The sequence below is a fragment of the Nonomuraea sp. NPDC050680 genome, from assembly GCF_040654555.1.
In the GTDB taxonomy this organism is placed as follows: domain Bacteria; phylum Actinomycetota; class Actinomycetes; order Streptosporangiales; family Streptosporangiaceae; genus Nonomuraea.
Map to the genome: position 1 here is coordinate 156,837 of NZ_JBFAIF010000007.1, position 22,945 is coordinate 179,781.

Annotated in this window: 15 protein-coding genes; 8 read left to right on the forward strand and 7 right to left on the reverse strand. The window is 70.2% G+C overall.

What is annotated here, in order from left to right:
• Nucleotides 1-36: 36 nt before the first annotated feature.
• A complete protein-coding gene (locus AB0H88_RS25135; RefSeq protein ID WP_357648643.1) occupies nt 37-1,572 on the reverse strand; it encodes a long-chain fatty acid--CoA ligase in 1,536 nt (511 codons plus the stop codon).
• Nucleotides 1,573-1,796: 224 nt separating this feature from the next.
• On the opposite strand from AB0H88_RS25135, the gene AB0H88_RS25140 reads away from it, so the two are divergent.
• Both AB0H88_RS25140 and AB0H88_RS25145 read left to right on the forward strand, forming a co-directional pair.
• The gene (locus tag AB0H88_RS25140) at nt 1,797-3,341 is read left to right on the forward strand and encodes a GMC family oxidoreductase N-terminal domain-containing protein (protein ID WP_357648328.1); all 1,545 of its coding nucleotides are present in this window, start codon (nt 1,797-1,799) and stop codon (nt 3,339-3,341) included.
• Nucleotides 3,342-3,374: 33 nt separating this feature from the next.
• The gene (locus AB0H88_RS25145) at nt 3,375-4,628 is read left to right on the forward strand and encodes a cytochrome P450 (RefSeq protein WP_357648330.1); all 1,254 of its coding nucleotides are present in this window, start codon (nt 3,375-3,377) and stop codon (nt 4,626-4,628) included.
• On the opposite strand, the gene AB0H88_RS25150 is transcribed toward AB0H88_RS25145, so the two are convergent.
• Nucleotides 4,603-6,042, reverse strand: a complete 1,440-nt coding sequence (locus tag AB0H88_RS25150; RefSeq protein WP_357648332.1) for an FAD-dependent monooxygenase — start codon at nt 6,040-6,042, stop codon at nt 4,603-4,605. The genes AB0H88_RS25145 and AB0H88_RS25150 overlap by 26 nt on opposite strands.
• A gap of 91 nt (nt 6,043-6,133) precedes the next feature.
• On the opposite strand from AB0H88_RS25150, the gene AB0H88_RS25155 reads away from it, so the two are divergent.
• Both AB0H88_RS25155 and AB0H88_RS25160 read left to right on the forward strand, forming a co-directional pair.
• Complete coding sequence (locus AB0H88_RS25155) at nt 6,134-6,817, forward strand: TetR/AcrR family transcriptional regulator C-terminal domain-containing protein (protein ID WP_357648334.1); 684 nt, start codon at nt 6,134-6,136, stop codon at nt 6,815-6,817.
• A 59-nt stretch (nt 6,818-6,876) separates the two neighbouring features.
• On the forward strand, nt 6,877-7,710 hold the full coding sequence (locus AB0H88_RS25160) for an alpha/beta hydrolase (RefSeq protein WP_357648336.1): 834 nt from the start codon (nt 6,877-6,879) through the stop codon (nt 7,708-7,710).
• An 8-nt stretch (nt 7,711-7,718) separates the two neighbouring features.
• On the opposite strand, the gene AB0H88_RS25165 is transcribed toward AB0H88_RS25160, so the two are convergent.
• Nucleotides 7,719-8,984, reverse strand: a complete 1,266-nt coding sequence (locus AB0H88_RS25165) for a methyltransferase domain-containing protein (protein ID WP_357648338.1) — start codon at nt 8,982-8,984, stop codon at nt 7,719-7,721.
• Between the two features lie 241 nt (nt 8,985-9,225).
• On the opposite strand from AB0H88_RS25165, the gene AB0H88_RS25170 reads away from it, so the two are divergent.
• Nucleotides 9,226-10,467, forward strand: a complete 1,242-nt coding sequence (locus AB0H88_RS25170; RefSeq protein ID WP_357648340.1) for a cytochrome P450 — start codon at nt 9,226-9,228, stop codon at nt 10,465-10,467.
• A 44-nt stretch (nt 10,468-10,511) separates the two neighbouring features.
• Here the strand turns inward: AB0H88_RS25170 and AB0H88_RS25175 are convergent, their stop codons facing one another.
• Nucleotides 10,512-11,957 carry a hypothetical protein gene (locus AB0H88_RS25175; RefSeq protein WP_357648342.1) on the reverse strand — a complete coding sequence of 482 codons (1,446 nt, stop codon included), beginning with the start codon at nt 11,955-11,957 and terminating at the stop codon, nt 10,512-10,514.
• A gap of 889 nt (nt 11,958-12,846) precedes the next feature.
• On the opposite strand from AB0H88_RS25175, the gene leuS reads away from it, so the two are divergent.
• Complete coding sequence (gene leuS / locus AB0H88_RS25180) at nt 12,847-15,327, forward strand: leucine--tRNA ligase (protein WP_357648344.1); 2,481 nt, start codon at nt 12,847-12,849, stop codon at nt 15,325-15,327.
• 79 nt (nt 15,328-15,406) lie between these two features.
• Here the strand turns inward: leuS and AB0H88_RS25185 are convergent, their stop codons facing one another.
• Nucleotides 15,407-16,372, reverse strand: a complete 966-nt coding sequence (locus AB0H88_RS25185) for a TIGR03557 family F420-dependent LLM class oxidoreductase (RefSeq protein ID WP_357648346.1) — start codon at nt 16,370-16,372, stop codon at nt 15,407-15,409.
• A 50-nt stretch (nt 16,373-16,422) separates the two neighbouring features.
• On the reverse strand, nt 16,423-16,842 hold the full coding sequence (locus tag AB0H88_RS25190) for a hypothetical protein (protein ID WP_357648348.1): 420 nt from the start codon (nt 16,840-16,842) through the stop codon (nt 16,423-16,425).
• A gap of 128 nt (nt 16,843-16,970) precedes the next feature.
• Between AB0H88_RS25190 and AB0H88_RS25195 the strand changes: the two genes are divergently transcribed.
• Entirely contained in the window at nt 16,971-20,153 is a 3,183-nt protein-coding gene (locus AB0H88_RS25195) for a PDZ domain-containing protein (protein WP_357648350.1), read from the forward strand.
• 401 nt (nt 20,154-20,554) lie between these two features.
• Nucleotides 20,555-21,526 carry a hypothetical protein gene (locus AB0H88_RS25200; protein WP_357648352.1) on the forward strand — a complete coding sequence of 324 codons (972 nt, stop codon included), beginning with the start codon at nt 20,555-20,557 and terminating at the stop codon, nt 21,524-21,526.
• Between the two features lie 51 nt (nt 21,527-21,577).
• On the opposite strand, the gene AB0H88_RS25205 is transcribed toward AB0H88_RS25200, so the two are convergent.
• Nucleotides 21,578-22,705 (reverse strand): aminotransferase class I/II-fold pyridoxal phosphate-dependent enzyme, encoded by a 1,128-nt coding sequence (locus tag AB0H88_RS25205; protein ID WP_357648354.1) that lies wholly within the window; start codon nt 22,703-22,705, stop codon nt 21,578-21,580.
• Nucleotides 22,706-22,945 lie beyond the last annotated feature (240 nt).

Consider the following 22,945-nt stretch of genomic DNA (forward strand, 5'->3'; position numbering starts at 1 on the left):
GCGCCACGCCGTCACAGCCGGTCGGGTTCGGAGGGGCTACCGGAGCTCGCGCTTGAGGATCTTGCCCGTGGCGGTCATCGGCAGCGCGTCGCGGAACTCCACGACGCGCGGGTACTTGTAGGCCGCCATGTTCTCCTTGGCCCAGGCGATCAGGTCATCCTCGGTCGCGGTCGAGCCGGGCGTACGGATGATGTACGCCTTGATCTCCTCGCCGTGCGAGTCATGCGGTACGCCCACGACGGCGGCCAGCGAGACGGCCTCGTGGGTCATCAGGACCTCTTCGAGCTCGCGCGGATAGACGTTGAACCCGCCACGGATGATCATGTCCTTGGACCGGTCGACGATCGCGTAGTAGCCGTCGGCGTCGCGGGTGGCGATGTCGCCGCTGCGGAACCAGCCGTCGCTCATCACCTCGTCCGTGGCCTCCGGACGGCCGTAGTAGCCCTTCATGATGTTGTGGCCGCGGATCGCGATCTCGCCCGGGCCCTCGCCCTCGATCGTCTTCCAGTCGCTGTCGATGAGCTTCATCTCCACACCCCAGATCGGGGTGCCGACCGTGCCCGGCTTGGCGGGGTGGTCCGGCTGGTTGAAGCTGGCCACCGGCGAGGTCTCCGACAGTCCGTACCCCTCGAGGATGGCGACGCCGAACGTCTTCTCGAAGTCCTTCAGCACCTCGACCGGAGAGGCGGAGCCGCCCGCCACGGCGGTCCGTAGGCTCGCGGGCGGCGCGACGCCGTCCGCGTGGACCTTCGACAGCATCGCCCAGTACATGGTCGGCACGCCGGCGAAGAACGTGACGCCCTCCTTGGCCATGAGCGCCAGCGCCTCGCCCGGCTCGAAGCGCGGCATCAGCACGACCGTGGCCCGCCGCAGGAACCCCTGGTTCAGCACGACGGTCTGCCCGAACGAGTGGAACAGCGGCAGCACCGCCATCATCACGTCGCCGCCCTCGGCGCTCGGGAACATCTGGTCGCAGACGAGGGCGTTCATCAGCATGTTCTGGTGGCTGAGCTCGGCGCCCTTGGGCCGGCCCGTGGTGCCGGAGGTGTAGAGGATCACCGCCGTGTCCTCGGCCGCCGTCTGCACGGTCTCGAACGCGCCGGACATGCCGTCGAGCGCCGCCCAGATCGACTCGCCGTACACGGACTCGGTCGCCAGCGGCGTGGCGGGCAGCACGAAGAAGTGCTCGCACCCCTCGGCCGCCTCGAAGCCGGCCTTGCCGCGCTCGCCCAGCGGCAGCTCGGGGGTGCCCTCGAAGCAGAACAGCGCCTTGGCGTCGCTGTCGTCAAGGTGGTAGGCGATCTCCCGCGACTGCAGCAGCACGTTGAGGGGCACCACCGTCGCCCCGGCCTTGAGGATGCCGTAGTAGACGAACGGGAAGTACGGCAGGTTGGGGCAGGCCAGCGCGACCTTGTCACCCTTGCCGATGCCGCGCGAGACCAGCAGGTTGGCCACCTGCGCGGCCACAGTGTCGATCATTGAGTACGGCAGGCGCATGTCACCGAAGACGATGGCCGTGCCATCCGGCGTGGCCCTGGCACTGTCCTCCAGGACGATCGACAGGTTGAGCATGAGCGCCTTCCTCCCTGTGTACGGCTTGCGCGCCATCATGGCAGCAAGACATACCGACCGGTAGGGGCAAAAGCCGCACCCTGCGGTGGCCTGCTGAACGCGGACCACCGTAGGGGCAAAAGCCGCACCCGACGGTCACCTCAGAGGCCAGTTATAGATGCGTATAGACGCGGTACATCGCCTGGAGTAAGCAAGTACCAGATTACTTACGCCCGGGAGGGGCCATGGAGTACGACTACGTGATCGTCGGGGCCGGGTCGGCGGGGTGTGTCCTGGCCAACAGGCTGACGGCCGATCCCGGGGTGTCCGTGGCGCTGCTCGAGGCGGGCGGCAAGGACGACAAGCTGGAGATCCGCATGCCCGCGGGCTTCGCCAAGCTGTTCAAGACCGACTACGACTGGAACTACACCACCGCCAAGCAGAGCGAGATGTCCGGCCGGGAGCTCTACTGGCCCAGGGGCAGGGTGATCGGCGGCTCGTCCTCGCTCAACGCGCAGATGTGGGTACGGGGCTGCGAGCGCGACTACGACCAGTGGGGGATCCCGGGCTGGACCTACGACGACGTCCTGCCGTACTTCACCAAGGCCGAGCACCGCGTCGGCAGCAACCACGGCGGCGTCTACGGCTCGTCCGGCCCGCTGTTCATCTCCGAGCTGCGCAGTCCCAACGTCACCACCGCGGCCTTCCTCAAAGCCTGCGACGAGCTCGGATTACAGCGGCTGGGCGAGCTCAACGGCCGCTCCAACGAGGGCTGCAGCGCCACTCCCGTCACCCAGAACCGGGGCAGGAGATGGAGCTCCGCCGACGCCTACCTGCGTCCGGTGCTGAAGCGGCCCAACCTGACGGTGATCACCGGCGTGACCGTGGACCGGGTGGTGTTCGACGGCACACGGGCCGTCGGCGTCGAGCACGACGGCGGCGGGCAGATCAAGGCCAAGCGGGAGGTCATCCTGTCGGCGGGCGCGATCGGCTCTCCCTACCTGCTCATGCGCTCGGGGGTCGGCGCGGCCGACGAGCTGCGCGAGGAGGGCGTCCCGATCGTGCGGGACCTGCCCGAGGTCGGCAAGAACTTGCAGGACCACCTGTCGAGCGGTGTGTACGTGCAGTCCAAGCAGCCGGTCACGCTGACCAAGGCGGAGTCGATCGGCAACCTCCTGCGCTACATCGTGCTGCGCTCCGGCATGCTCACCACGAACGTGGGCGAGGCGGTGGCGTTCATCAGGACCTCGCCGGAGGAGCCCGCCCCCGACATCGAGCTGATCTTCGCGCCCGGCCCGTTCATCGACCACGGCCTCACGCCGCCGACCGGGCACGGGATGACCGTCGGCGTGGTGCTGCTGCAGCCGGAGAGCCGCGGCAGGGTCGGGCTGAGCGGCCGCGAGGTGGTGATCGACCCCGGCTACCTGACCCGGGAGGCCGACGTCAAGCGGCTGGTCGCCGGGCTGAAGACGGCCAAGCAGGTCTTCGCCACCGCCGCGATGAGCAAGTACGCGGGCGGTCCGATGGCCCCCTACCAGGGGCCCGAGAGCGACACCGAGCTCGCCCAGTGGGTACGCGAGCGCGGCGAGACCCTCTACCACCCGGTCGGCACCTGCCGCATGGGCACCGACGCCGAGTCGGTCGTCGACCCGGAGCTCAAGGTACGCGGCCTCGACGGGCTCAGGGTCGTGGACGTGTCGATCATGCCGACCCTGAACCGCGGACACACGCACGCCCCGGCCATCATGATCGGCGAGAAGGGGGCCGAGCTCATCGCCGCGCGGTCTTGACGTAAGTGACTACTTGCAGAAGGCTTGGTGTTCATGACGCTCTCCAGTGATCTGGACATCTCGCAACTGGTGTTCTGGGGGCTGCCCCAGGCCGAGCGCATGGCCGTCTTCCGCCGGTTGCGCCAGTTGGACGAGCCGGTGTTCCTGACGGAGCAGGCCGTGCCGTTCATCAAGGGCGGGCCCGGCTACTACGCCCTGGTGCGCCACATGGACGTGACCGAGGCCAGCAGGAACGCGGCCGTGTTCAGCAGTGAGCCGTGTTCCAACAGCGTGCCCGACATGCCGCGCTGGCTGGCGGTGTACTTCGGTTCGATGATCAATATGGACGACCCGCGGCACGCCCGGCTGCGCAGGATCGTGTCCAGGGCGTTCACGCCGCGCATCCTGTCCAAGATGGAAGAGGACCTTGCCACGGCCGCCGCCGAGATCGTGGACCGGGCGATCGAGGAGGGGCCGGGCGACTTCGTGGCGCAGATCGCCGCCCGGCTCCCGGTCCGCGTCATCTGCGACATGATGGGCATTCCGGCGACATTTCATGACATGGTGCTTCGGCGGACCAACGTGATCCTCGGCAACGCCGACCCCGAGTACACCGGCATCGACCCCGATTTCAGCCGCGTCAACGTGGCCCGCGGCCTGGCCAAGCTGCTGCACGCCGGCTTCTCCCTGAACCGGCTCGCCGCCCGCCTGGGCGACGAGCGGCGCAAGCATCCCACGGGCGACCTGGTCAGCCTGCTGGTCAACGGCGAGGAGCGGCTCACCTCGCAGGAGCTGGGCTCGTTCTTCATCCTGCTGGTGGTGGCCGGCAGCGAGACCACCCGCAACGCCATCGCGTACGGGCTCAAGCTCTTCACCGACCACCCCGAGCAGCGGCGGCTGCTCTTGGACGACTTCGACGGCCGCGTCACCAAGGCGTGCGACGAGATCGTGCGCTACGCCACGCCGGTGATCCAGTTCCGCCGCACGCTTACGCAGGACCATGAGATGAACGGCATGCGCTACAAGAAGGGGGACAAGGTCCTGCTCTTCTACAACTCGGCCAACCGTGACGAGACGGTGTTCAAGGACCCCGACACGTTCGACATCACCCGCGATCCGAACCCGCACGTCGGTTTCGGCGGTCCCGGCCCGCACTTCTGCCTGGGCGCCCACCTGGCGCGCAGGGAGATGACCGTGATGTTCCGCGAGCTGTTCACGCGCCTGCCCGGCATCAGGTCAGAGGGGGAGCCCGACTTCCTGCTGTCCAACTTCATCAACGGGATCAAGCACCTGAAGTACACCTTCTGAGGGCCTCGGCCAGGCCCTCCTCGCCGCGCCAGGCCACGAACCCGTCCGGCCGTACGAGCAGCGTCCCGTACGGCCAGCCGTCCACCACGTGCACCGGCACGTCGATCCCGGTCACCGGCTCGGCCGCGAACACGCAGAACGCTGAGCCGACCAGGTCGAGCGTGGAGCGCTCGCCGACCCAGACGTGAGGCAGCCGCGAACCGGGCGAGCCGTCCAAGGTCAGCGCCACGTCCTCGGTCGAGGGCAGTTCGTCGACCGAGGCGCCGTAGCGGTAGCCCAGGTGGACGATGGGCGCGTTCACCGCGCCCGCCTCGGCGCGCCGCCGGGGCGCGTCCGGGCCGCCGTCGAAGTGCAGCCGCAGGTCGCGCATCCGCAGCAGTGACTGCTCCATCGCGAGCACCGCCACCGGGCGCCGCTCGTCGTGGTAGGTGTCGAGCAGGCCGGGCGCGGCCTCGCCGGACAGCACCCAGGCGAGCTTCCACGCCAGGTTGTGGGCGTCCGCGATGCCGGTGTTGAGGCCGAACGCCCCCGTCGGCGGTACGGCGTGCGCCGCGTCCCCGGCCAGGAACACCCGGCCCTGAGACAGCCGGTCCGCCACTTGGGCGCGCGCCCGCCACGACAGCACGCTGAGGATCTCGACCTCCAGGCCGGGGTCGCCGATGGCGGTCCTGATCAGGTCGGCGGTGGGCTCCTGACCGGTGTGGAAGACCCACTCGCTCTTGGCGTCGATCGTCAGGATCATGCCGGGCGCGGCCGGGTTCGTGATCTCGCAGAGGCCGAAGGTGTACTCGCCGGTCAGCTCGCTCAGATCAGCGCGGAACAGGACGTTCTTCATGGCGGGACCGAGCGCGCCGGGGCCCGACAAGCCGATGCCGAGCTCCGAGCGCACCCGGCTGCGCACTCCGTCGGCGGCGATCAGATAGCGGGCCCGCAGCGCGCTCCCGTCCGACAGCAGCGCGGTCACGCCTTCGCCGTCCTGCTCCACCGAGACCACCTCGGCCCCGTAGCGCACGGTCGCGCCCCGGGCGCGGGCCGCGTCGAGGAGCACCGCGTCCAGGCGGTTCTGGGGACAGGTGCCGCGAATCCGGGCCGGCGTGTAGCCCATCTGGGCGACGGTCTGGGCGCGGGTGGGGAGGGTCTTGGCCAGGGTGGCCAGGTCGGCCCCCGCGAGCGTGTCCACGGTGATCTTGCCCAAACCCGAGCCGGTCGCGTCGACGGCCACCTCGTTGACGGCCGCCTCCAGGCCGACCTCGCGCAGCAGCTCGGCGGTGCGCATGCCCAGGCCGGTGGCGCGCGGGTGGATCTGTGGCCCCGGCTGGCGCTCGAGCACCAGGGCCCGGACGCCGTGTCGCGCCAGGAAGACCGCCGCGCTCAGGCCCACCGTGCCGCCGCCGGCGATGAGGACATCGTGCATGACTCCACCCCTATTCGTTGTGGGAACAGTGTTCCCGCGATTGGGAACACTGTACCCACTGCCGTACGATGGCACCAGAGGGGGTGGCCGGATGTCTCTGGTGTGGAGCCGCGAGCCGTACTCGCCCAAGCGGCAGACGATGAGCGTCGAGCGGGTCGTACGCGCCGCGATCGGGATCGCCGACGCGGAGGGGCTCGACGCCCTGTCGATGCGCAGGGTGGCGGCCGAGCTGAAGTCGGGCACCACCTCGCTCTACCGCTACGTAGCCAACCGCGACGAGCTGCTCGACCTCATGGTCGACGCGGTCTGGGGCGAGGAGCCGCCTCGGGAGGTCAGCGGTGACTGGCGGGCCGACCTGGCCGGGGTGGCGCGCGCGCAGCGGTCGGCGCTGCTGCGCCACGGCTGGCTCGGGACGCTGATGGCGAGCCGGCCCACGCTCGGTCCCCACTCCCTGCGCCACTTCGACGCCACGCTGAAGGCCGCCGCCGCGCTGACCCCCGACATCACGCGGGCCGCCGCGGTCATCGCGATGCTCGGCGACTACGTGCTGGGGGCCGTCGCCAGGGAGCTGGCCGAGCAGGAGGCGAGCCGCCGCACCGGGATGACCGAGCAGGAGTGGAGGCAGAGCGTCGCACCATACCTCAGGGAGGTCATCGCGAGCGGTGACTACCCGGAGTTCACCAGGAGGGTGGTGGAGGCCGGCGAGCTGGACTTCACCGATCAGTTCGAGTTCGGGCTGCGCTGCCTGCTGCGGGGAGTCGAGGAGGGCGGCTGATTCCGGTCCCGGAGCGGAGTGCTATTCCAGCGGAGGGCCGACTGCTAGGTTTCGCAGTCATGGAGATCAGAACCGTCCACGCCAACGGGGTGGAGTTCGCGTATCTGGCCGTAGGGGAGGGGCCGCTGGCCCTGTGCCTGCACGGCTTCCCTGACACGGCCCACACCTGGCGTCACCTACTCCCGGCGCTGGCCGAGCGTGGCTACCGCGCGGTCGCGCCGTTCCTGCGCGGCTACGCGCCGACCGAGATCCCCGCCGACGGCGCCTACGAGGCCGGCGCGCTCGTCGCCGACGTACGGGCGCTGCACGAGGAGCTCGGTGGCGACTCCGCCGCGGTGCTCATCGGCCATGACTGGGGCGCGTTCCCCGTCTACGCGTCCGCCGACCGCTTCCGCAGATCCGTGGCCATGGCCGTGCCACCGGCGGCCGCCCTGGCGACCGGATTCCTGGACTACGAGCAGCTCAAGCGCTCATTCTACGTCTTTCTCTTCCAGACCGCCCTGGCCGAGACGGCCGCCGCCGCCCCCGGCTTCCTGGAGGGGCTCTGGCGCGACTGGTCGCCTGGCTACGACGCCGAACAGGACCTGGAGTTCGTCCGGCAGAGCATCGGCGCACCGGCGAACCTGGCGGCGGCCATCGGCTACTACCGGGCGATGCTCGGCACCACCCCGCCCACCGGGCGCTATCCGGCACCGGAGCCCGCCACCACCGGGCCGATCCTCTACCTGCACGGGACCCAGGACGGCTGCATCTCGGCCGACTTGGCCAAGGACGCGCTGAGCCACCTGCCGGCCGGATCGCGGACCGAGCAGGTGGCCGGCGCGGGTCACTTCCTCCACCTCGAAAAGCCCGCGGAGGTCAACCGGCTCGTCCTCGACTGGCTGGCCTCCTGAGGGCGGCGTCAACCGGCTCGTCCTCGACTGGCCGGCCTTCTGAGGACCGCCACGACGGGATGGCGTCCTGACAGGGTGAGGTGAATCACCTTGTCCACCCAGAATCCGGGCGGCTGCCAAGCCTCCGGAAGGAGCGTCACGACGGTTCCGTCCACGGCCAGGACACGGTGGATCTCGCGCCACAGGCGGCCGGGGTCCCGGCGGAGCCGCCCGCTCGGGGCGACCTGACGGTCCCAGGGCGGGTTCACCAGGACCCGGTCCACGCTGCCGTCTGGCAGGGGAATCCGCCCCGCATCGGCCACACCCCAGGCGATGCCGCCCGTCGCGGGAGTCCGGCCCGCGTGGGCCGGGGTGATCGCGTGGGCTGCGGCGCGGGCGGCGTTGGCGGCGGCGACGTGGACGGCGTGCGGGTCGTGGTCGAAGCCGAGCAGGCGCGCGTGCGGCGCGAGCGCGCGGGCCTCGATGAGCGTGGTGCCGGCGCCGCAGCAGGGGTCGAGCACCGTGCCGGCGCGGTCTAGCCGCGCCAGCCCGGCCATGGCGGCGGCCACCGGCGGGTGCAGCGTGCCGGGGATCGACTCCGTCTTGTACGGCCTGCGGTGCAGCGGCCTGGCGGGCACCCGCAGCGCGATGACCGCCTGCCCGGCCTCCAGAGTGACCCGCCAAGCCGTCGAGCCCTCGGGCGGCACCCGGCCGTCGCGGCGGGAGTGGTACGGCAGGCCCAGCGGCCGGGCGAGCTCGGCGCCGACGGCGTCCTCGATGTCGAACCGGTTGTAGTTCCGCCGCCCGACGAACGACGCCGACACCTCCACCCCAGCGCCCCGCACGGCCACCCCACCGCCCCGCACGGCGCAGGGTGGGCCGCCGTCCAGTACCCCGCTGTCCCGCATGGCGTACGGGGGGCCGCCGTCCAGTACCCCGCTGTCCCGCTCCCCGTACGGTAGGCCGCCGTCCCGTACCTCGTGCGGGCGGTCGGCGGCTCGGTCGGTGATCTGGTGGACGAGTTTCGTCAGGCTCTCGGTGTCGAGCCGGCGAGCCGCCCGCGCCAGGCGTCCGAGCGCCTCCCTGTCGTGCCCGATCCCCTCCACGACGGCCGCCACCAGCAGCACGTCGTCGGCCGTCCGCAACCCCAGCAGCTCCGGCCCGGGATCGGCCGTCTCGAACCACACCTCACGGTGGCGCACTCCGCGCACCACCCCGAGCCCGGCACGTCGGATCTCCGCGGCCACCAGGGGCTCGATGCCACGCACCGCCCTGGCCACGGCAAGTGTATGCACGTGTCCTTCTCCCACGTCGCGACCCGGGACGGCGGCCGGCCGTCCCGCATCACCGGCGGTGGGTCATCCACGACCCGCCGGCGGGTCGCTAGCGCAGGAAGAAGAAGAACGTCATGCCCCCACGCTATAGATCACCCGCCTCCAGAGGCCACCGATTTTCCGCGCACGCCCGGCCCCACAGACGTACGGTGTACTTCGATCGCGTTGACGTGAATAGGCCGCTATCCGAATGATGGTGTTCATGGACGTGCTGGACTTCGACCTGTCGGACCGTGATTTCTGGGCCAAGCCGATGGCGGAGCGGAGGGCCGCCTTCGACCGGCTGCGGGCGCGAGATACGCCGGCCTTCTTCGCCGAGCCCGTGGTCGACTTCGCCCCGCAGGGGCCCGGCTACTACGCGCTGGTCAAGCATGCCGACATCCTGGAGGCCAGCCGCAATCCCGAGGTCTTCTCCTCGGGCGACGGCGGGGCCACGAACATCCTCGACATGCCCGCCGAGTTCACCGAGTACTTCGGCTCGATGATCAACATGGACGACCCCCGGCACGCGCGCCTGCGCCGGATCGTCTCCCGGGCCTTCACCCCCAAGATGATCAAGCAGTTCGAGGCGGATGTGGACGTCGCGGCCGCCAAGATCGTCGACGACCTGCTGGTCAAGGGCTCCGGCTGCGACTTCGTCACCGAGGTCGCCGCCCGCCTGCCCTTGAAGATCATCTGCGACATGATGGGCATCCCCGAGCGCGACTACCAGTTCGTCTACGAGCGCTCGAACGTCATCCTGGGCGGCTTCGACCCCGAATACACCGGCGACGACGTCACCCAGGTGGTCCCGCTCCTGCTCAACGCCGGGATGGAGCTGCAGCAGCTCGTCCAGGACCTGGCCGCCTACCGCACCGACAATCCCACGAACGACCTGACGTCATCCCTCGTCAACGCCAACATCGACGGCGAGCGGCTGACCTCGCAGGAGCTGGGCTCGTTCTTCATCCTGCTGGTGGTGGCGGGCAACGAGACCACCCGCAACGCCATCTCGTACGGCCTGCGCCTGCTCACCAACAACCCGGACCAGCGGGCGCTGTGGGTGGAGGACGTCCAGGGCCGGGCGACCGGGGCCGTGGAGGAGATCGTCCGGCTGGCCTCGCCGGTGAACTTCATGCGCCGCAAGGTGACCAGGGACCACGAGATGAACGGCCACCTGTACCGGGCGGGCGAGAAGGTGGTGCTGTACTACTGGGCGGCCAACCGCGACGAGGCCGTCTTCGAGGAGCCCGAGCGGTTCGACATCACCCGCTCGCCCAACCCGCACGTGGGGTTCGGCGGACCGGGGCCGCATTTCTGCCTCGGGGCGCACCTGGCCCGGCGGGAGATCACGGTGATGTACCGGGAACTGCTCCGCCGGGTGCCGGGCATCCAGGCGGGCAAGCCGGACCGCCTGCACTCCAGCTTCATCAACGGCATCAAGCACCTGGAGTGCACCTTCTAGAGCCACCTTCCCGACCCCCGGGCCGCGGGGGTCGGGGGCAGGGGTCAGGAGGTGGGGGTCACCTTGATCTGCTTGATGACCGTGTTGACGTCCGGCAGGAGTTGCTTGCTGGTCGACGGGATCGACATGTAGACGATCGCCGGTACGTCCTTGCCGGTGTTGATCGCGGCCGTGACGATGGTGGCCTTCTCGGTGCCCGAGGTGAGGGCGTAGGCGATGACCCGGCCCGAGGACTGCCCGACCTTGATCGGCTGCTGGGCGATCTTCTTGACCGTGTTGCCCTCGGGGAAGAAGCGCTTCCGGGCGTTCAGCACCACCTGCTTGATCACCGGCTCCAGGTCGTCCTCGCTGGTGAACGAGGACGCCAGCTTGGCCGGGAGTGGGCCGGTGAGGATCTGGGCGGAGCTGTTGGTGCCCGTGATGACGTACTGGCGGGTGTCGAAGCCGTACGTGGTCTTGACGGTGGCGCGCTGGTCCTGCTGCCAGGTGCCGCCGAGGCGCGGGACCGTGATGCCGGCCGAGGGGTTGGCGACTATGCCCGTCACGGGGGCGGCCTTGCCGGACCACCGCGGCAGACGGGGGATCGAGCTCACCGCTTTGGTGGGGGAGGTGCTGGCCGACGTGCTCGGCTTGGCGGCCCCGGTGTTGGTGGTGGCGGCCGGCGCGTTGCTGGCCAGCGGTCCTGCCAGGAACGCCCAGAGGACGGCGCCGACCAGGGCGATGGCCACCGAGCCGGCCAGGGCGTAGATCCAGAGGGGTTTGCCGGGATTGTCCAGCGAATCCGGCTCACCCATCGCCTGGTAGTCGTCGCCGAAGACGGTGTTCCAGAGCTCCTGCTGGCGCTCGGGCGGCGGGGTGCGGGAGCCGCTGATCTGGCCGGCCGTCACGAACCTGTGGTCCGGGTCGGACGGGTCGCGGCTCAGGTTGGAACCCGGCCTGCCGTGCTCACCCTGGTGGTCCTCCCCGGTCGGCGGCTGGCCGCCCGGCGGCTGGCCACCTGGTCCTTGGCCGTCCGATCCCTGGCCGCCCGGTCCTTGGCCGCCTGGTCCGTGACCGCCTGGTCCGTGACCACCCGGTCCCTGGCCGATCGGCGGCTGGCCGGGCGGTGCCTGGCCGACCGGCGCCTGACCGTACGCGACCAGGCGGTCGTCGGGGGAGGGCGCGGAACGCGGCACCGCACGATCGTCGAGCGGAGTGCCCCGGCGCCGGCTGTCCAGCGGAGTGACATTTCGCGGCCCGTCCAGCGGCGAGCCGCCCTGCGGCCCGTCCAGCGGCGAGCCGGAACGAGGGCCGTCCAGCGGGGAACTGGAACGAGGGCCGTCCAGCGGGGAGCTGGAGCGGGGGCCGTCCAGCGGGGAACTGGAGCGGGGTGCGCCTCGGTCGTCCGGGGGCGGGTACGCGCGCTCGCCGAGCGGATTCTGCGGGAACTGGTGGTACGCCGTGGGCTGATTGTCCGGAGAACCCTGGCCGTAGGAGGCCGTGCGCTCCATCGGGTCGCCGGGACGCGGCTGAGACCGGGCGTCCTGCGGGCCGAGGTTCGACCACGCGTCCGAGGAGGGCGGAGCCTCCGACCAGGCGGGCCCGGAGTCCGCCCAGGACTGCTGCGACCCCTGTGACGGCGCGCCGCCCTGCCGCGACGGATCGGGCCAGGACGGTGAGGACTGCGAGGGGTCCGGCCATGAAGGCGAGGACTGCGCGGGGTCCGGCCACGAGGGCGAGGACTGCGCGGGATCGGGCCAGGACGGCGAGGACTGCGCCGGATCCGGCCACGAGGGTGAGGACTGCGATGGGTCGGGCCACGACGGCGAGGACTGCGACGAGTCCGGCCATGACGACTGGGCGGCGCCGCTCCGTGAGGAGTCAGGCCATGCCGCGTCCTGTCGGGGCGCCTCGGGCCAGGATGTCGGCACCTCCGGCTTTGGCGCCTCGGGCCAGGACGGTGGCAGGTGGGGTGCTCCGGAATTCTCCGTTGCCATTGCTGCCGTACCTCCCGAGGTTATGTCCGGATTTAACGCATCCGGCATGATCTCACGCGAGACCAGGGGTTCCGCAGTAAAACGCGCGAAGCCGTGCGGATCCGTCGGTGGGTCCTGCATGGGCAGGCCACCATCTGGACGTTCTGGCTCTACTGGGTACACCACGGCGACGAGAGTATTCTAATGGGACATTAGAGGTCACAACGGATACATCACCATCAGATCTCACCAGACCTGAAGAGTCCATTGTGCCCACTGACCCGGCTCGACGACCCGCATTCAGCCGAAGACGTGCGCTAGGCTTGACCTATGCGTTCCGCGACCCTGCTTCTTAGCGGGCCGCGACGGCTCTGACAGCTCGCCGTCGCGGCTGCCCCTCGTCATGCGCACGAGGGGTTTTCTTATGGGTCCGAGTCAATCCAAAAGGACAACCGCCGTGAGTGAGTACAACCCGCAGGCGCTGCAGGCCAAGTGGCAGCAGCGGTGGGAGGAGCAGGACCCGTTCCGGGCCAGCGATGACGCCGCCGACACGCGTGAGCGGCGCTACATGCTGGACATGTTCCCCTATCCTTCCGGTGACCTCCACATGGGCCATGCCGAGGTGTTCGCGATCGGCGATGTGGTCGCGCGCTTCTGGTTCCAGAAGGGCTACAACGTCCTCCACCCGATCGGGTGGGACTCCTTCGGCCTGCCGGCCGAGAACGCCGCCATCAAGCGGAACGCACACCCCGCCGAGTGGACCTACGCCAACATCGAGACGCAGGCCGGCTCGTTCAAGCGCTACGGCATCTCCTTCGACTGGTCGCGCCGCCTGCACACCAGCGACCCCGACTACTACCGCTGGAACCAGTGGCTGTTCATCCGCTTCTTCGAGCGCGGCCTGGCCTACCGCAAGGGCGGCCTGGTCAACTGGTGCCCGAAGGACCAGACCGTGCTGGCCAATGAGCAGGTCGTGGCGGGCAAGTGCGAGCGCTGCGGCGCCGACGTGATCCGCCGCGAGCTGACGCAGTGGTACTTCAAGATCACTGATTATGCGCAGCGGCTGCTGGACGACATGCAGCAGCTGGACGGCTGGCCCGAGCGCCTGCTGACCATGCAGCGCAACTGGATCGGCCGGTCCGAGGGCGCCGACGTGCTGTTCGAGATCGAGGGCCGCGAGGAACCGGTCCACGTCTACACCACGCGGCCCGACACGCTGTTCGGCGCGACGTTCTTCGTGGTGGCCGTGGACGCGCCACTGGCCGATGAGATCGTCACGGACGAGCAGCGCGCGGCCTTCGAGGCGTACCGGACCGAGTCGGCCAAGCTGAGCGACATCGAGCGGTTGTCCACCGACAAGGACAAGACCGGCGTCTTCCTGGGCCGCTACGCGATCAACCCGGTCAACGGCGAGCGCATCCAGGTCTGGGCGGCCGACTACGTGCTGTCCGACTACGGCCACGGCGCCATCATGGCCGTGCCCGCCCACGACCAGCGCGACCTGGACTTCGCGCTGAAGTTCGGGCTGCCGGTGAAGGTCGTCGTGCACACCGGCCTGGCCGACCCCGGCGAGACCGGTGAGGCCACGCCTGGCGAGGGCAAGCTGGTCAACTCCGGCCCGCTGGACGGGCTGTCCAAGACCGAGGCCATCTCCAAGATCATCGAGGTGCTGGAGACCGAAGGCCGGGGCACCGGCGCGATCAACTTCCGGCTGCGCGACTGGCTGCTGTCCCGCCAGCGTTACTGGGGCACGCCGATCCCGATCATCCACTGCGCCGACTGCGGCGAGGTGCCCGTCCCCGACGACCAGCTGCCGATCACGCTGCCCGACCTGCGCGGCGAGGCCCTGGCGCCGAAGGGCGTGTCCCCGCTGGCCAGCGCCACCGACTGGGTCAACGTCGAGTGCCCCAAGTGCGGCGGTCCCGCCAAGCGTGACACCGACACCATGGACACCTTCGTCGACTCCTCCTGGTACTTCCTGCGCTACACCTCGCCCGGCTACACCGACGGCCCGTTCGACGTCGAGGCGGTCCGCAAGTGGGGCCCGATCGACCAGTACGTCGGCGGTATCGAGCATGCCGTGCTGCACCTGCTCTACTCACGGTTCTTCACCAAGGTCCTGCACGACATGGGCATGCTCGACTTCACCGAGCCGTTCCTGAGCATGCTCAACCAGGGCCAGGTGATCAACGGCGGTAAGGCCATGTCCAAGACCCTGGGCAACGGCGTGGACCTGGGCCAGCAGATCGACGACTTCGGAGTCGACGCGGTCCGCCTGACCATGCTGTTCGCCGGGCCGCCCGAGGAGGACATCGACTGGGCCGACATGTCGCCGGCCGCGTCGCAGAAGTTCCTGGCTCGCGCCTTCCGCGTGATGGATGAGGTGGCCGCCGAGCCCGGCGTGCCGTTCGAGGGCGGCGACGTCGAGCTGCGCAAGGCCACGCACCACGCGATCGACGAAGTCACCAGGCTGGTGGAGTCCCAGCGCTTCAACGTCGCGATCGCGCGCATGATGGAGCTGACCTCGGCGGCCCGCAAGGCCATCGACTCCGGTCCCGGCGCCGCCGACCCCGCGGTCCGCGAGGCGGCCGAGACGCTGGCCGTCATGCTGTCCCTGGTGGCGCCCTACACCGCCGAGGAGGGCTGGGAGCGCCTGGGCCACGAGGGCGGCGTCAGCCGGGCCGGCTGGCCCACCGCCGACCCGGCGCTGCTGGTGCAGGAGTCGGTGACCTGCGTCGTCCAGGTGGCCGGCAAGGTGCGCGAGCGCCTGGAGGTGTCGCCCGACATCTCGGAGGCCGACCTGAGGGCGCTGGCCCTGGGCTCGGACAAGGTCCGCTCCTACCTGACGGGCGAGCCGCGCAAGGTGATCGTGCGGGCGCCGAAGCTGGTCAACATCGTCCCCTGACGAGGGTGACCCGCCGGACTCAGAGGCGGCGCAAGTCGGACTGAGGGACGGCGCCGCGGCTCAGGGGCGGCGCCGTGCCTCAGAGGCGGCGCAGCGCGGGCAGCAGCTCCTTCTCGGCCCAGCCGAAGAAGGGCTGCTGCTGGTCGTGGCCGATCTGCACGAGCGCGACGTGCGTGAACCCGGCGTCGGTGTACTTGCGGACCGCCTCGACCACCGCGTCCACGTCGTTGCCGCACGGCACGCTGTCGGCGACGTCCTCGGGCCGTACGTAGTCGGCGTAGGCGCCGAAGTTGACCGGCCCCGGCAGCTCGGCCATGACCTTCCACCCGGCCGACGACCAGCGCCACAGCTCGTGGGCCCGCTCCTTGGCCGCCTCGGCGTCGGTGTCGTACGAGATGGCCAGCTGGCCGTACACCGGCTTGCCCGAGCCCCCGAGCGAGTTGAACTGGTCCACCACCTCCGGCATCGGCTCGTTGACGATCAGCAGGTCGCCGAACTCAGCCGCCAGATCCGCCGACTGCCCACCGGAGGCGGCGACCCCGATCGGGATCCGGCGCTCGGGCAGGTCATAGAGCTTGGCCGAGTCCACGTCGTAGAACTCGCCCTGGTAGGTGACGTACTCGCCGGAGAACAGCTTCTTGATGATCTGGACGGCCTCGCGCAGCATCCGGTGCCGGGTGTTGACCGGTGGCCAGCCCTCGCCGATCACGTGCTCGTTCAGGTTCTCGCCGGAGCCCAGCCCCAGCGAGAACCGGCCCTGGCTGAGCACGCCCATCGTGGCGGCCTTCTGCGCGACGACGGCCGGGTGGTAGCGCATCAGCGGGCACGTCACGTACGTCATGAGGGGCAGCCGTTCGGTGGCGTTCGCCGCCGCGCCCAGGACCGACCAGGCGTAGGGCGCGTGACCCTGCTCCTCAAGCCATGGGAAGTAGTGGTCGGAGATGACCGCGTAGTCGAATCCGGTCCGTTCGGCTGTGGCCGCGTCGTCCACCAGTTGCCGGGCCGGAGTCTGCTCGCACATCAAGGTGTAGCCGATTTCTGCCATGGTGTGCCGCCTACCCGGGCTTGCACACGTTAGTTACCAGGCGTCGGAGATTAACGTTGGGTCAGTTCCTCCAGCACCAGGCCCAGCCCGATGCCCAGCAGCCAGACGTCCTTGGCTACGGAGACCCCCTCTTGAGAGGGGCGCAGGGTGCCGTCTTCGCGCAGCCCGGGGGTCTTGACGTAGAAGGTGAGCAGCCCGCCGGCGAACGCGGTGAGCGCCGCCCCCGCGAACAGCGACGGCACCACCGGGAGCAGCAGCGCCGATCCGACCGCGATCTGGGACTTCGACAGCAGCCGGATGAACGTCTCGGGATCGTAGCGGCGGAGGAACGGGAAGGCCGTGGCCGCCATGCCGTACACGCCGGTGGCGGCCTCGCGGTCGGCCTGGGCAAGGGTCAGCCCGGAGTCCAGGATGTACGCGCCCGCCGCGATGCGAGGTGGCCACTGGTGGGGGCGGGCGAAGATCCTCACGTTTCCTCCAGAAATGACGTAACGTACGGCTTCTTTCCCATCACCGTCCGTCACACTCCGCCCGGCGGCGGCCTTGACCAAGACTTCAAGGGCGGACTTCGCGGCCGACCGCGCACTAGTGTGCAGCTGTGACAACTGGCGCATACCTGAGATTTCCACACCTGCACGGTGACCTGGTCACCTTCGTCGCCGACGACGATGTCTGGCTGGCTCCCGTGGCGGGCGGACGGGCCTGGCGGTTCACCGCCGACCGTACACCCGTGTCGTTCCCCAGGTTCTCGCCCGACGGCGCCCGCATCGCGTGGACCAGCCATCGGGAGGGACCGCCCGAAGTGTTCGCGGCCGAGCTCGACGGAGCCGAAGGCGAGCGGCTGACCCACTGGGGCAGCGCGACGACCGGCGCGCGCGGGTGGACCCCCGGCGGGGATGTGCTCGCGGTCAGCGGGGCGGGAGAGGGCTCGCGGGCCAGAACCTGGGCGTACGCGGTGCCGCTGGACGGCGGCCCGGCGGTGCGCCTGCCGTACGGGTGGGTGAGCGAGGCCGCAGTCAGCGGTGCGAAGGTCGCGACCGTGTCCTCGATCTTCCGCGAGCCGTCACAGTGGAAGCGCTATCGGGGAGGTACGGCGGGCAAGCTCTGGGTCGACGCCGAGGGGAGCGGCGAGTTCGCCCGGCTGTTCGCCGACAGCGACGCCCAGTACTGGTCGGTCATGTGGGTAGGTGACCGCGTCGCGTTCCTGTCCGACATCGACGGCACGGGCAACGTGTACTCGGCCCTGCCCGACGGCTCCGACCTGCGCAAGCACACCGGACACGACGAGTTCTACGCCCGCCACGCCTCCACCGACGGGGAGCGGGTGGTCTACAGCCATGCCGGCGACCTCTGGCTGCTGGAGAGCCTCGACGCCGAGCCGTACAAGCTGGAGGTCAAGCTCGGCGGCCCGCGCCCGGCTCGCGCGCGGCGACCGGCGCCGGCCCGCGTCGGCGGGTTCTCGCCGGACGAGACCGGGCGGGCCAGCGCGGTCGAGATCCGCGGCACCGCCCACTGGGTGACCCACCGTGACGGCCCCGCGGGCGCGTTGCGGGTGGAACCGGGCGTCCGGGTACGGCTGCCGCGGGCGCTCGACGCCGACGGCCGGGCGATCTGGGTCTCGGACGCCACCGGTGAGGACGGCCTGGAGATCGGCACGCCCGGCGGCGAGATACGTACGCTGGCCGCCGGCGAGCTCGGCCGGGTGCTCCAGCTGGCCGCCTCGCCCAACGGCAAGCACGCGGCCGCTGCCACGCACGACGGGCGGCTGCTGGTCATCGACCTCGAATCCGGAAATATCCGGGAGCTGGATCGCACGACGCAGGGGGACATCAGCGGGCTGACGTTCTCGCCCGACTCGTCCTGGCTGGCGTGGGTGCACCCGCACGACGCGCGCCTGTCGCAGATCAGGATGGGCCGCCTCGACGGGACCTCCGTCATCGACGTGACGCCGCTGCGGTTCGCCGACTTCGACCCGGTCTTCACCAGGGACGGCAAGCATCTGGCGTTCCTGTCGGTACGGACGTTCGACCCGATCTACGACGCGCACGTGTTCGACCTGTCGTTCCCGGCGGGCTGCCGGCCGTACCTGGTGCCGTTGCAGGCGACGACGCCCTCGCCGTTCGACCCGAGCCTGCAAGGGCGCGGGTTCAACGGCGAGGACGACAAGCCCGCCTCCGCCTCGTCCTCCTCGTCGGAGGACAAGAAGACCTCGGACAAGAAGGACGCCGAGCCGCCGCGTACCGAGGTGGACCTCGAGGGGTTGGCCTCGCGCGTGGTGCCGGTGCCCGTGCCCGCCGCGCACTACCGCAACCTGCGTACCGCCAAGGACGCCCTGCTCTGGCTGCGCCACCCGGCGGCCGGGCTGCTCGGCGACGGCACCGAGCCGACCGGCGAGACCGTCCTCGAACGCTACGACCTCAAGAAGCGCGCCAAGGCCGAGCTCGGCAGGGAGACGCGCGCCTTCGAGGTGAGCGGCGACGGCAGCAGGCTCGTCCTCAACGGCAAGAACGGCCTGCAGACCCGTACCAGCGGCGAGGGCGACGAGGTCGTCACCATCGACCTGGACCGGATCACGGTCCAGATCGACCCGGTCGCCGAGTGGCGGCAGGGCTATGCCGAGGCCGGCCGGTTGATGCGCGACCACTTCTGGCGCGCGGACATGAACGGCGTCGACTGGCAGGGCGCGCTCGACCGCTACGCGCCGCTGGTCGACCGGATCGGCGCCTACTCCGAGCTCATCGACCTGCTCTGGGAGGTACAGGGCGAGCTGGGCACCTCGCACGCCTATGCCCGGCCCGTCGGCGGGGGCTACGACCCGCGCCGGCGCCAGGGCCTGCTCGGCGCCGACATCGCCCGCGACGCGGACGGCGTCTGGCGCGTCGAACGGATCCTGCCCGGCGAGTCGTCCGACCACGACGCGCGCTCGCCGCTGCTCGCGCCGGGCGTGGCCGTGCGCGAGGGCGACGCGATCGTGGCGGTGGGCGGACGGCCCATCGATCCCGTACGCGGCCCGCTCGCCTGCCTGGCCGGCACGGCCGGGCAGCCCATCGAGCTGACCGTACGACCGGCGTCGGGCGGCGAGACGCGCCGGGTGGTGGTCACCCCGATCTCCGACGAGACGCAGCTGCGCTACCACGACTGGGTGGAGGGCCGCCGCGCCTACGTCCGGCAGGCGTCGGGCGGGCGGCTCGGCTATCTGCACGTGCCCGACATGGTGGCCTCGGGGTGGGCGCAGTTCCATCGAGACCTGCGTACGGAGATGGCCCGCGAGGGGCTGGTCGTGGACGTACGTGAGAACGGCGGCGGGCACACCTCCGAGCTCGTGCTGGAAAAGCTGTCGCGCCAGGTCTCCGGCTGGGCGCACGCCCGCGGCTACGAGCCGATGCGCTATCCCGAGGACTCGCCGCGCGGCCCGATCGTGGCCGTCACCGACGAGTTCGCGGGCTCGGACGGCGACATCGTCAGCGCGGGCATCAAGAACCGGAAGATCGGTCCGCTGGTGGGCACCCGGACGTGGGGCGGGGTGATCGGCATCGACTCGCGCTACTCGCTGGTGGACGGGACGGTGGTGACCCAGCCCCGCTACTCGTTCTGGCTGGCCGGGCAGGGCTGGGGCGTGGAGAACTACGGCGTCGACCCCGACATCGAGGTGGTCATCGCGCCGCAGGACCGGGTGGCGGGCCGTGATCCGCAGCTGGAGAAAGCGGTCGAACTCGCGCTCGCCGCCCTGACCGAGCACCCGGCGGCCACACCTCCGGACCTGCCGCCGCTCGCGACATAACCTCGCGGCATAACCTCGCGGCATGACCTCGCGGCATGACCTCGCGGCATGACCTCGCGGCATGACCTCGCGACATAACTTCGCGACATAACGGAGATCGAGCACCCGGCGGTCATACCTCCCGATCTGCCGTCTCTCGCGACATAACGGAGTCATCACGGGATCCGCTCCTATGACGATCGGAGCGGATCCTGTAGGCAGAGTTGATCTCATGAAGTCCTTCGCGTATGGCCGGAGTGACGCCGCTGGGCTGTCGCTCAAGGGCGTGGCCGCTGACTCCCTTCTTCGGGCGTAAGACGGTGGAACCTCTCGCCTATCGTCAGAGCGGTATCCGGGAAACCGGACTGAATGCCCGGGACATCCGGAAGGCCCTGGAAAAGCTCGCCGTCCCAGAGCTCCCCTTGGGGACGTTCGGCATCGCCGGTGGTGCGGCGAGAGACCGCCACAACCAGGCCGGCGACGAGTTCAACAGCCGGGTGCGGCGCGGCGTGGAGTCGGCCGAGGGCATCTCGCGCAACCTGAAACTCACCGCCGACGGGTATGTGCGGGCCTCCAACGACGTCATGCGCGCGGTCCTTGCCGTTGGCGGCCACCGGCAGCCTCTCGTACGCGGCGACGCGCCGTCGCCGGAGTCGGAAGTCCGGAACGGCGTGGGATATGGCCTCACGTCGCTTGGCACCACGGCTGTGACCCTCCTCCGGCTGGCGGAGGCGTCCTCCTACCTCCAGCGCGGCTCGGCCGCCGGGATCGCGAACCTGTCGGCCGAGGCGGCGAAGATGGCGAACCTGAGCCAGCGCACGCTGTCCATGCTCAAGGTCGCCGCCACGATGTCGATCACGGCCGGAACCGGGCTCATGCTCTGGCTGGCCACCGTGACCTGGCACGACGAGAAGGTCGACGAGGCCATCGCGGCCTGGCGCCACGCCGCCAACTCTCTGAGCGAGACCTTCGGGGCCGGGGACCCGATGAAGCTGGAGGCGCTGGCGGCAGCATGGCACGGCGGCGCCAAGGACGTGGCCGACCAGAAGCTACGGGACTTCGTCACCGCGGGTGTCCAGCTCGCCGACTACGCCGCGGGCCGGGCCGTCGGGTTGCAGGACGCGGTGCGGCAGCTGAACCGGCTGCACTCGTACGCGTTCTGGACGACCATGGGCGAGCTGGGGGTGATCGCGGCGCTGCGCCTGGTCGCGTCCGTCAACCCGGCTGCCCGGCTGGCCTCCATCAAGGTGGGGTGGCGGTTGTCCCTCGCCCTTGTACTGATTCAGGGGGCTATCACCGCGCGGCTGGAGTACCTGGTGGAAGAGGCCTTGAAGAAGGACTCGGTGGGCGCCGGGCCGCCGGGGGTCGGGGAGACGGACTTCCCTCGCTTCTGACCTTCCCCTGAGACCATGCGGCTCGCCCTGAACTCGCTCGGCGGGGTGAGGTCATAGGCCGACTGATGGTGTTCCGGTCTGTGTGATCCGGTCCAGGATCTCGGTCAGGACGGGCTCGGTGGTGGCGAAGTTCAGCCGTACGGAGTGCTCGCCGCCGGGCCCGAACGTGGCGCCATCGCTCAGCATGACCTTCGCGTCACGTTCGAGCGTTTCCTGTACGCCTGGGCGGCCGTAGTCGAGCCAGGCCAGGTAGGTGGCCTCCGGGATGCGGTAACCGACCCCCTCGGGCAGGCGGTCGGCGATCGTCCGGCGATTCCTGTCCAACAGCGCCCGAGTCTCCTCAAGCCAGGCATCGCCGTGCCGCCAGGCCGCCACCGTCGCCTCCACGCCGAACAGATTGGCCGAGCCGAACACGAAGGGCGGCTGCGCGTCGAGAACCTTACGCAGCTCCGGCGAGCCGACGTGGGCGACCGAGCACCGGATGCCGCCGAGATTGAACGCCTTGGTGGCAGAGGTGAGCGTGACGGTCCGCTCGGGCAGGATGGTGGCGAACGGGATGTGCTGGTTGGGGGCGTAGGCGAGGTCGGCGTGGATCTCGTCGGAGATGACGAGCAGGTCATGACGCTCGGCGTGCTCCGCCAGCTCGGTCAGCTCCTCGGGGGTGAAGACCCGGCCCGTGGGGTTGTGCGGGTTGACCAGCAGCAGCACCTTGCACCCGGACAGATCGGGCACCTCGAACCGCCACGAGTCCCCGTCAGCGCTCAGCTGCAGGGGATACAGCGGCCGGTTCATGGTCTCCAGCGTGCCGAGGAACGGGGGATAGGCGGGGGTATGCACGGCCACGCCATCGCCGGGGCGGGTCCATACGTGGAGGAGCACCTGGAGCGCTTGGTTGATGTCGGAATAACTCCGCACATACTCGACCTCCGGCTCCCAGCCGTACCGACCGGCCATCCGCTCAACGAACGCCTCGGCCAGGGGGCCACAGCGGGGATCGTCCAGCCAGGTGGGGTAGCCGAGGTCACCGTGGGCCCGCCGTTGGAGGGCGTTGACGACTTCTGGGGCGGTGGGGAGATCCATGTCGGCGATCCAGGCGGGGATGACGCCGGGGGCGGCTTTGGCCCACTTGAATCCGTCGTGTGTTGCCTTGAGGTCTTCTGCCCGCTTTATGTCGGTCACGCGGCCATTCTAGAAACCACCGGGTTTCTGGCCACCCCGTCCCACGGCCACCCCGTCCCACGGCCACCCCGTCCCACGGCCACCCCGTCCCACGGCCACCCCGTCCCACGGCCACCCCGTCTCGCCGCCCAGCCCGGTCTCGGTGGGAGCGCATGATGCGCCGCACGGTCGCCTCGCTGACCTGGAAGTAAAGCCGCGCCGCTTCCCCGTGCACCCGTCGATGGCCCCACGCTGGGTTCT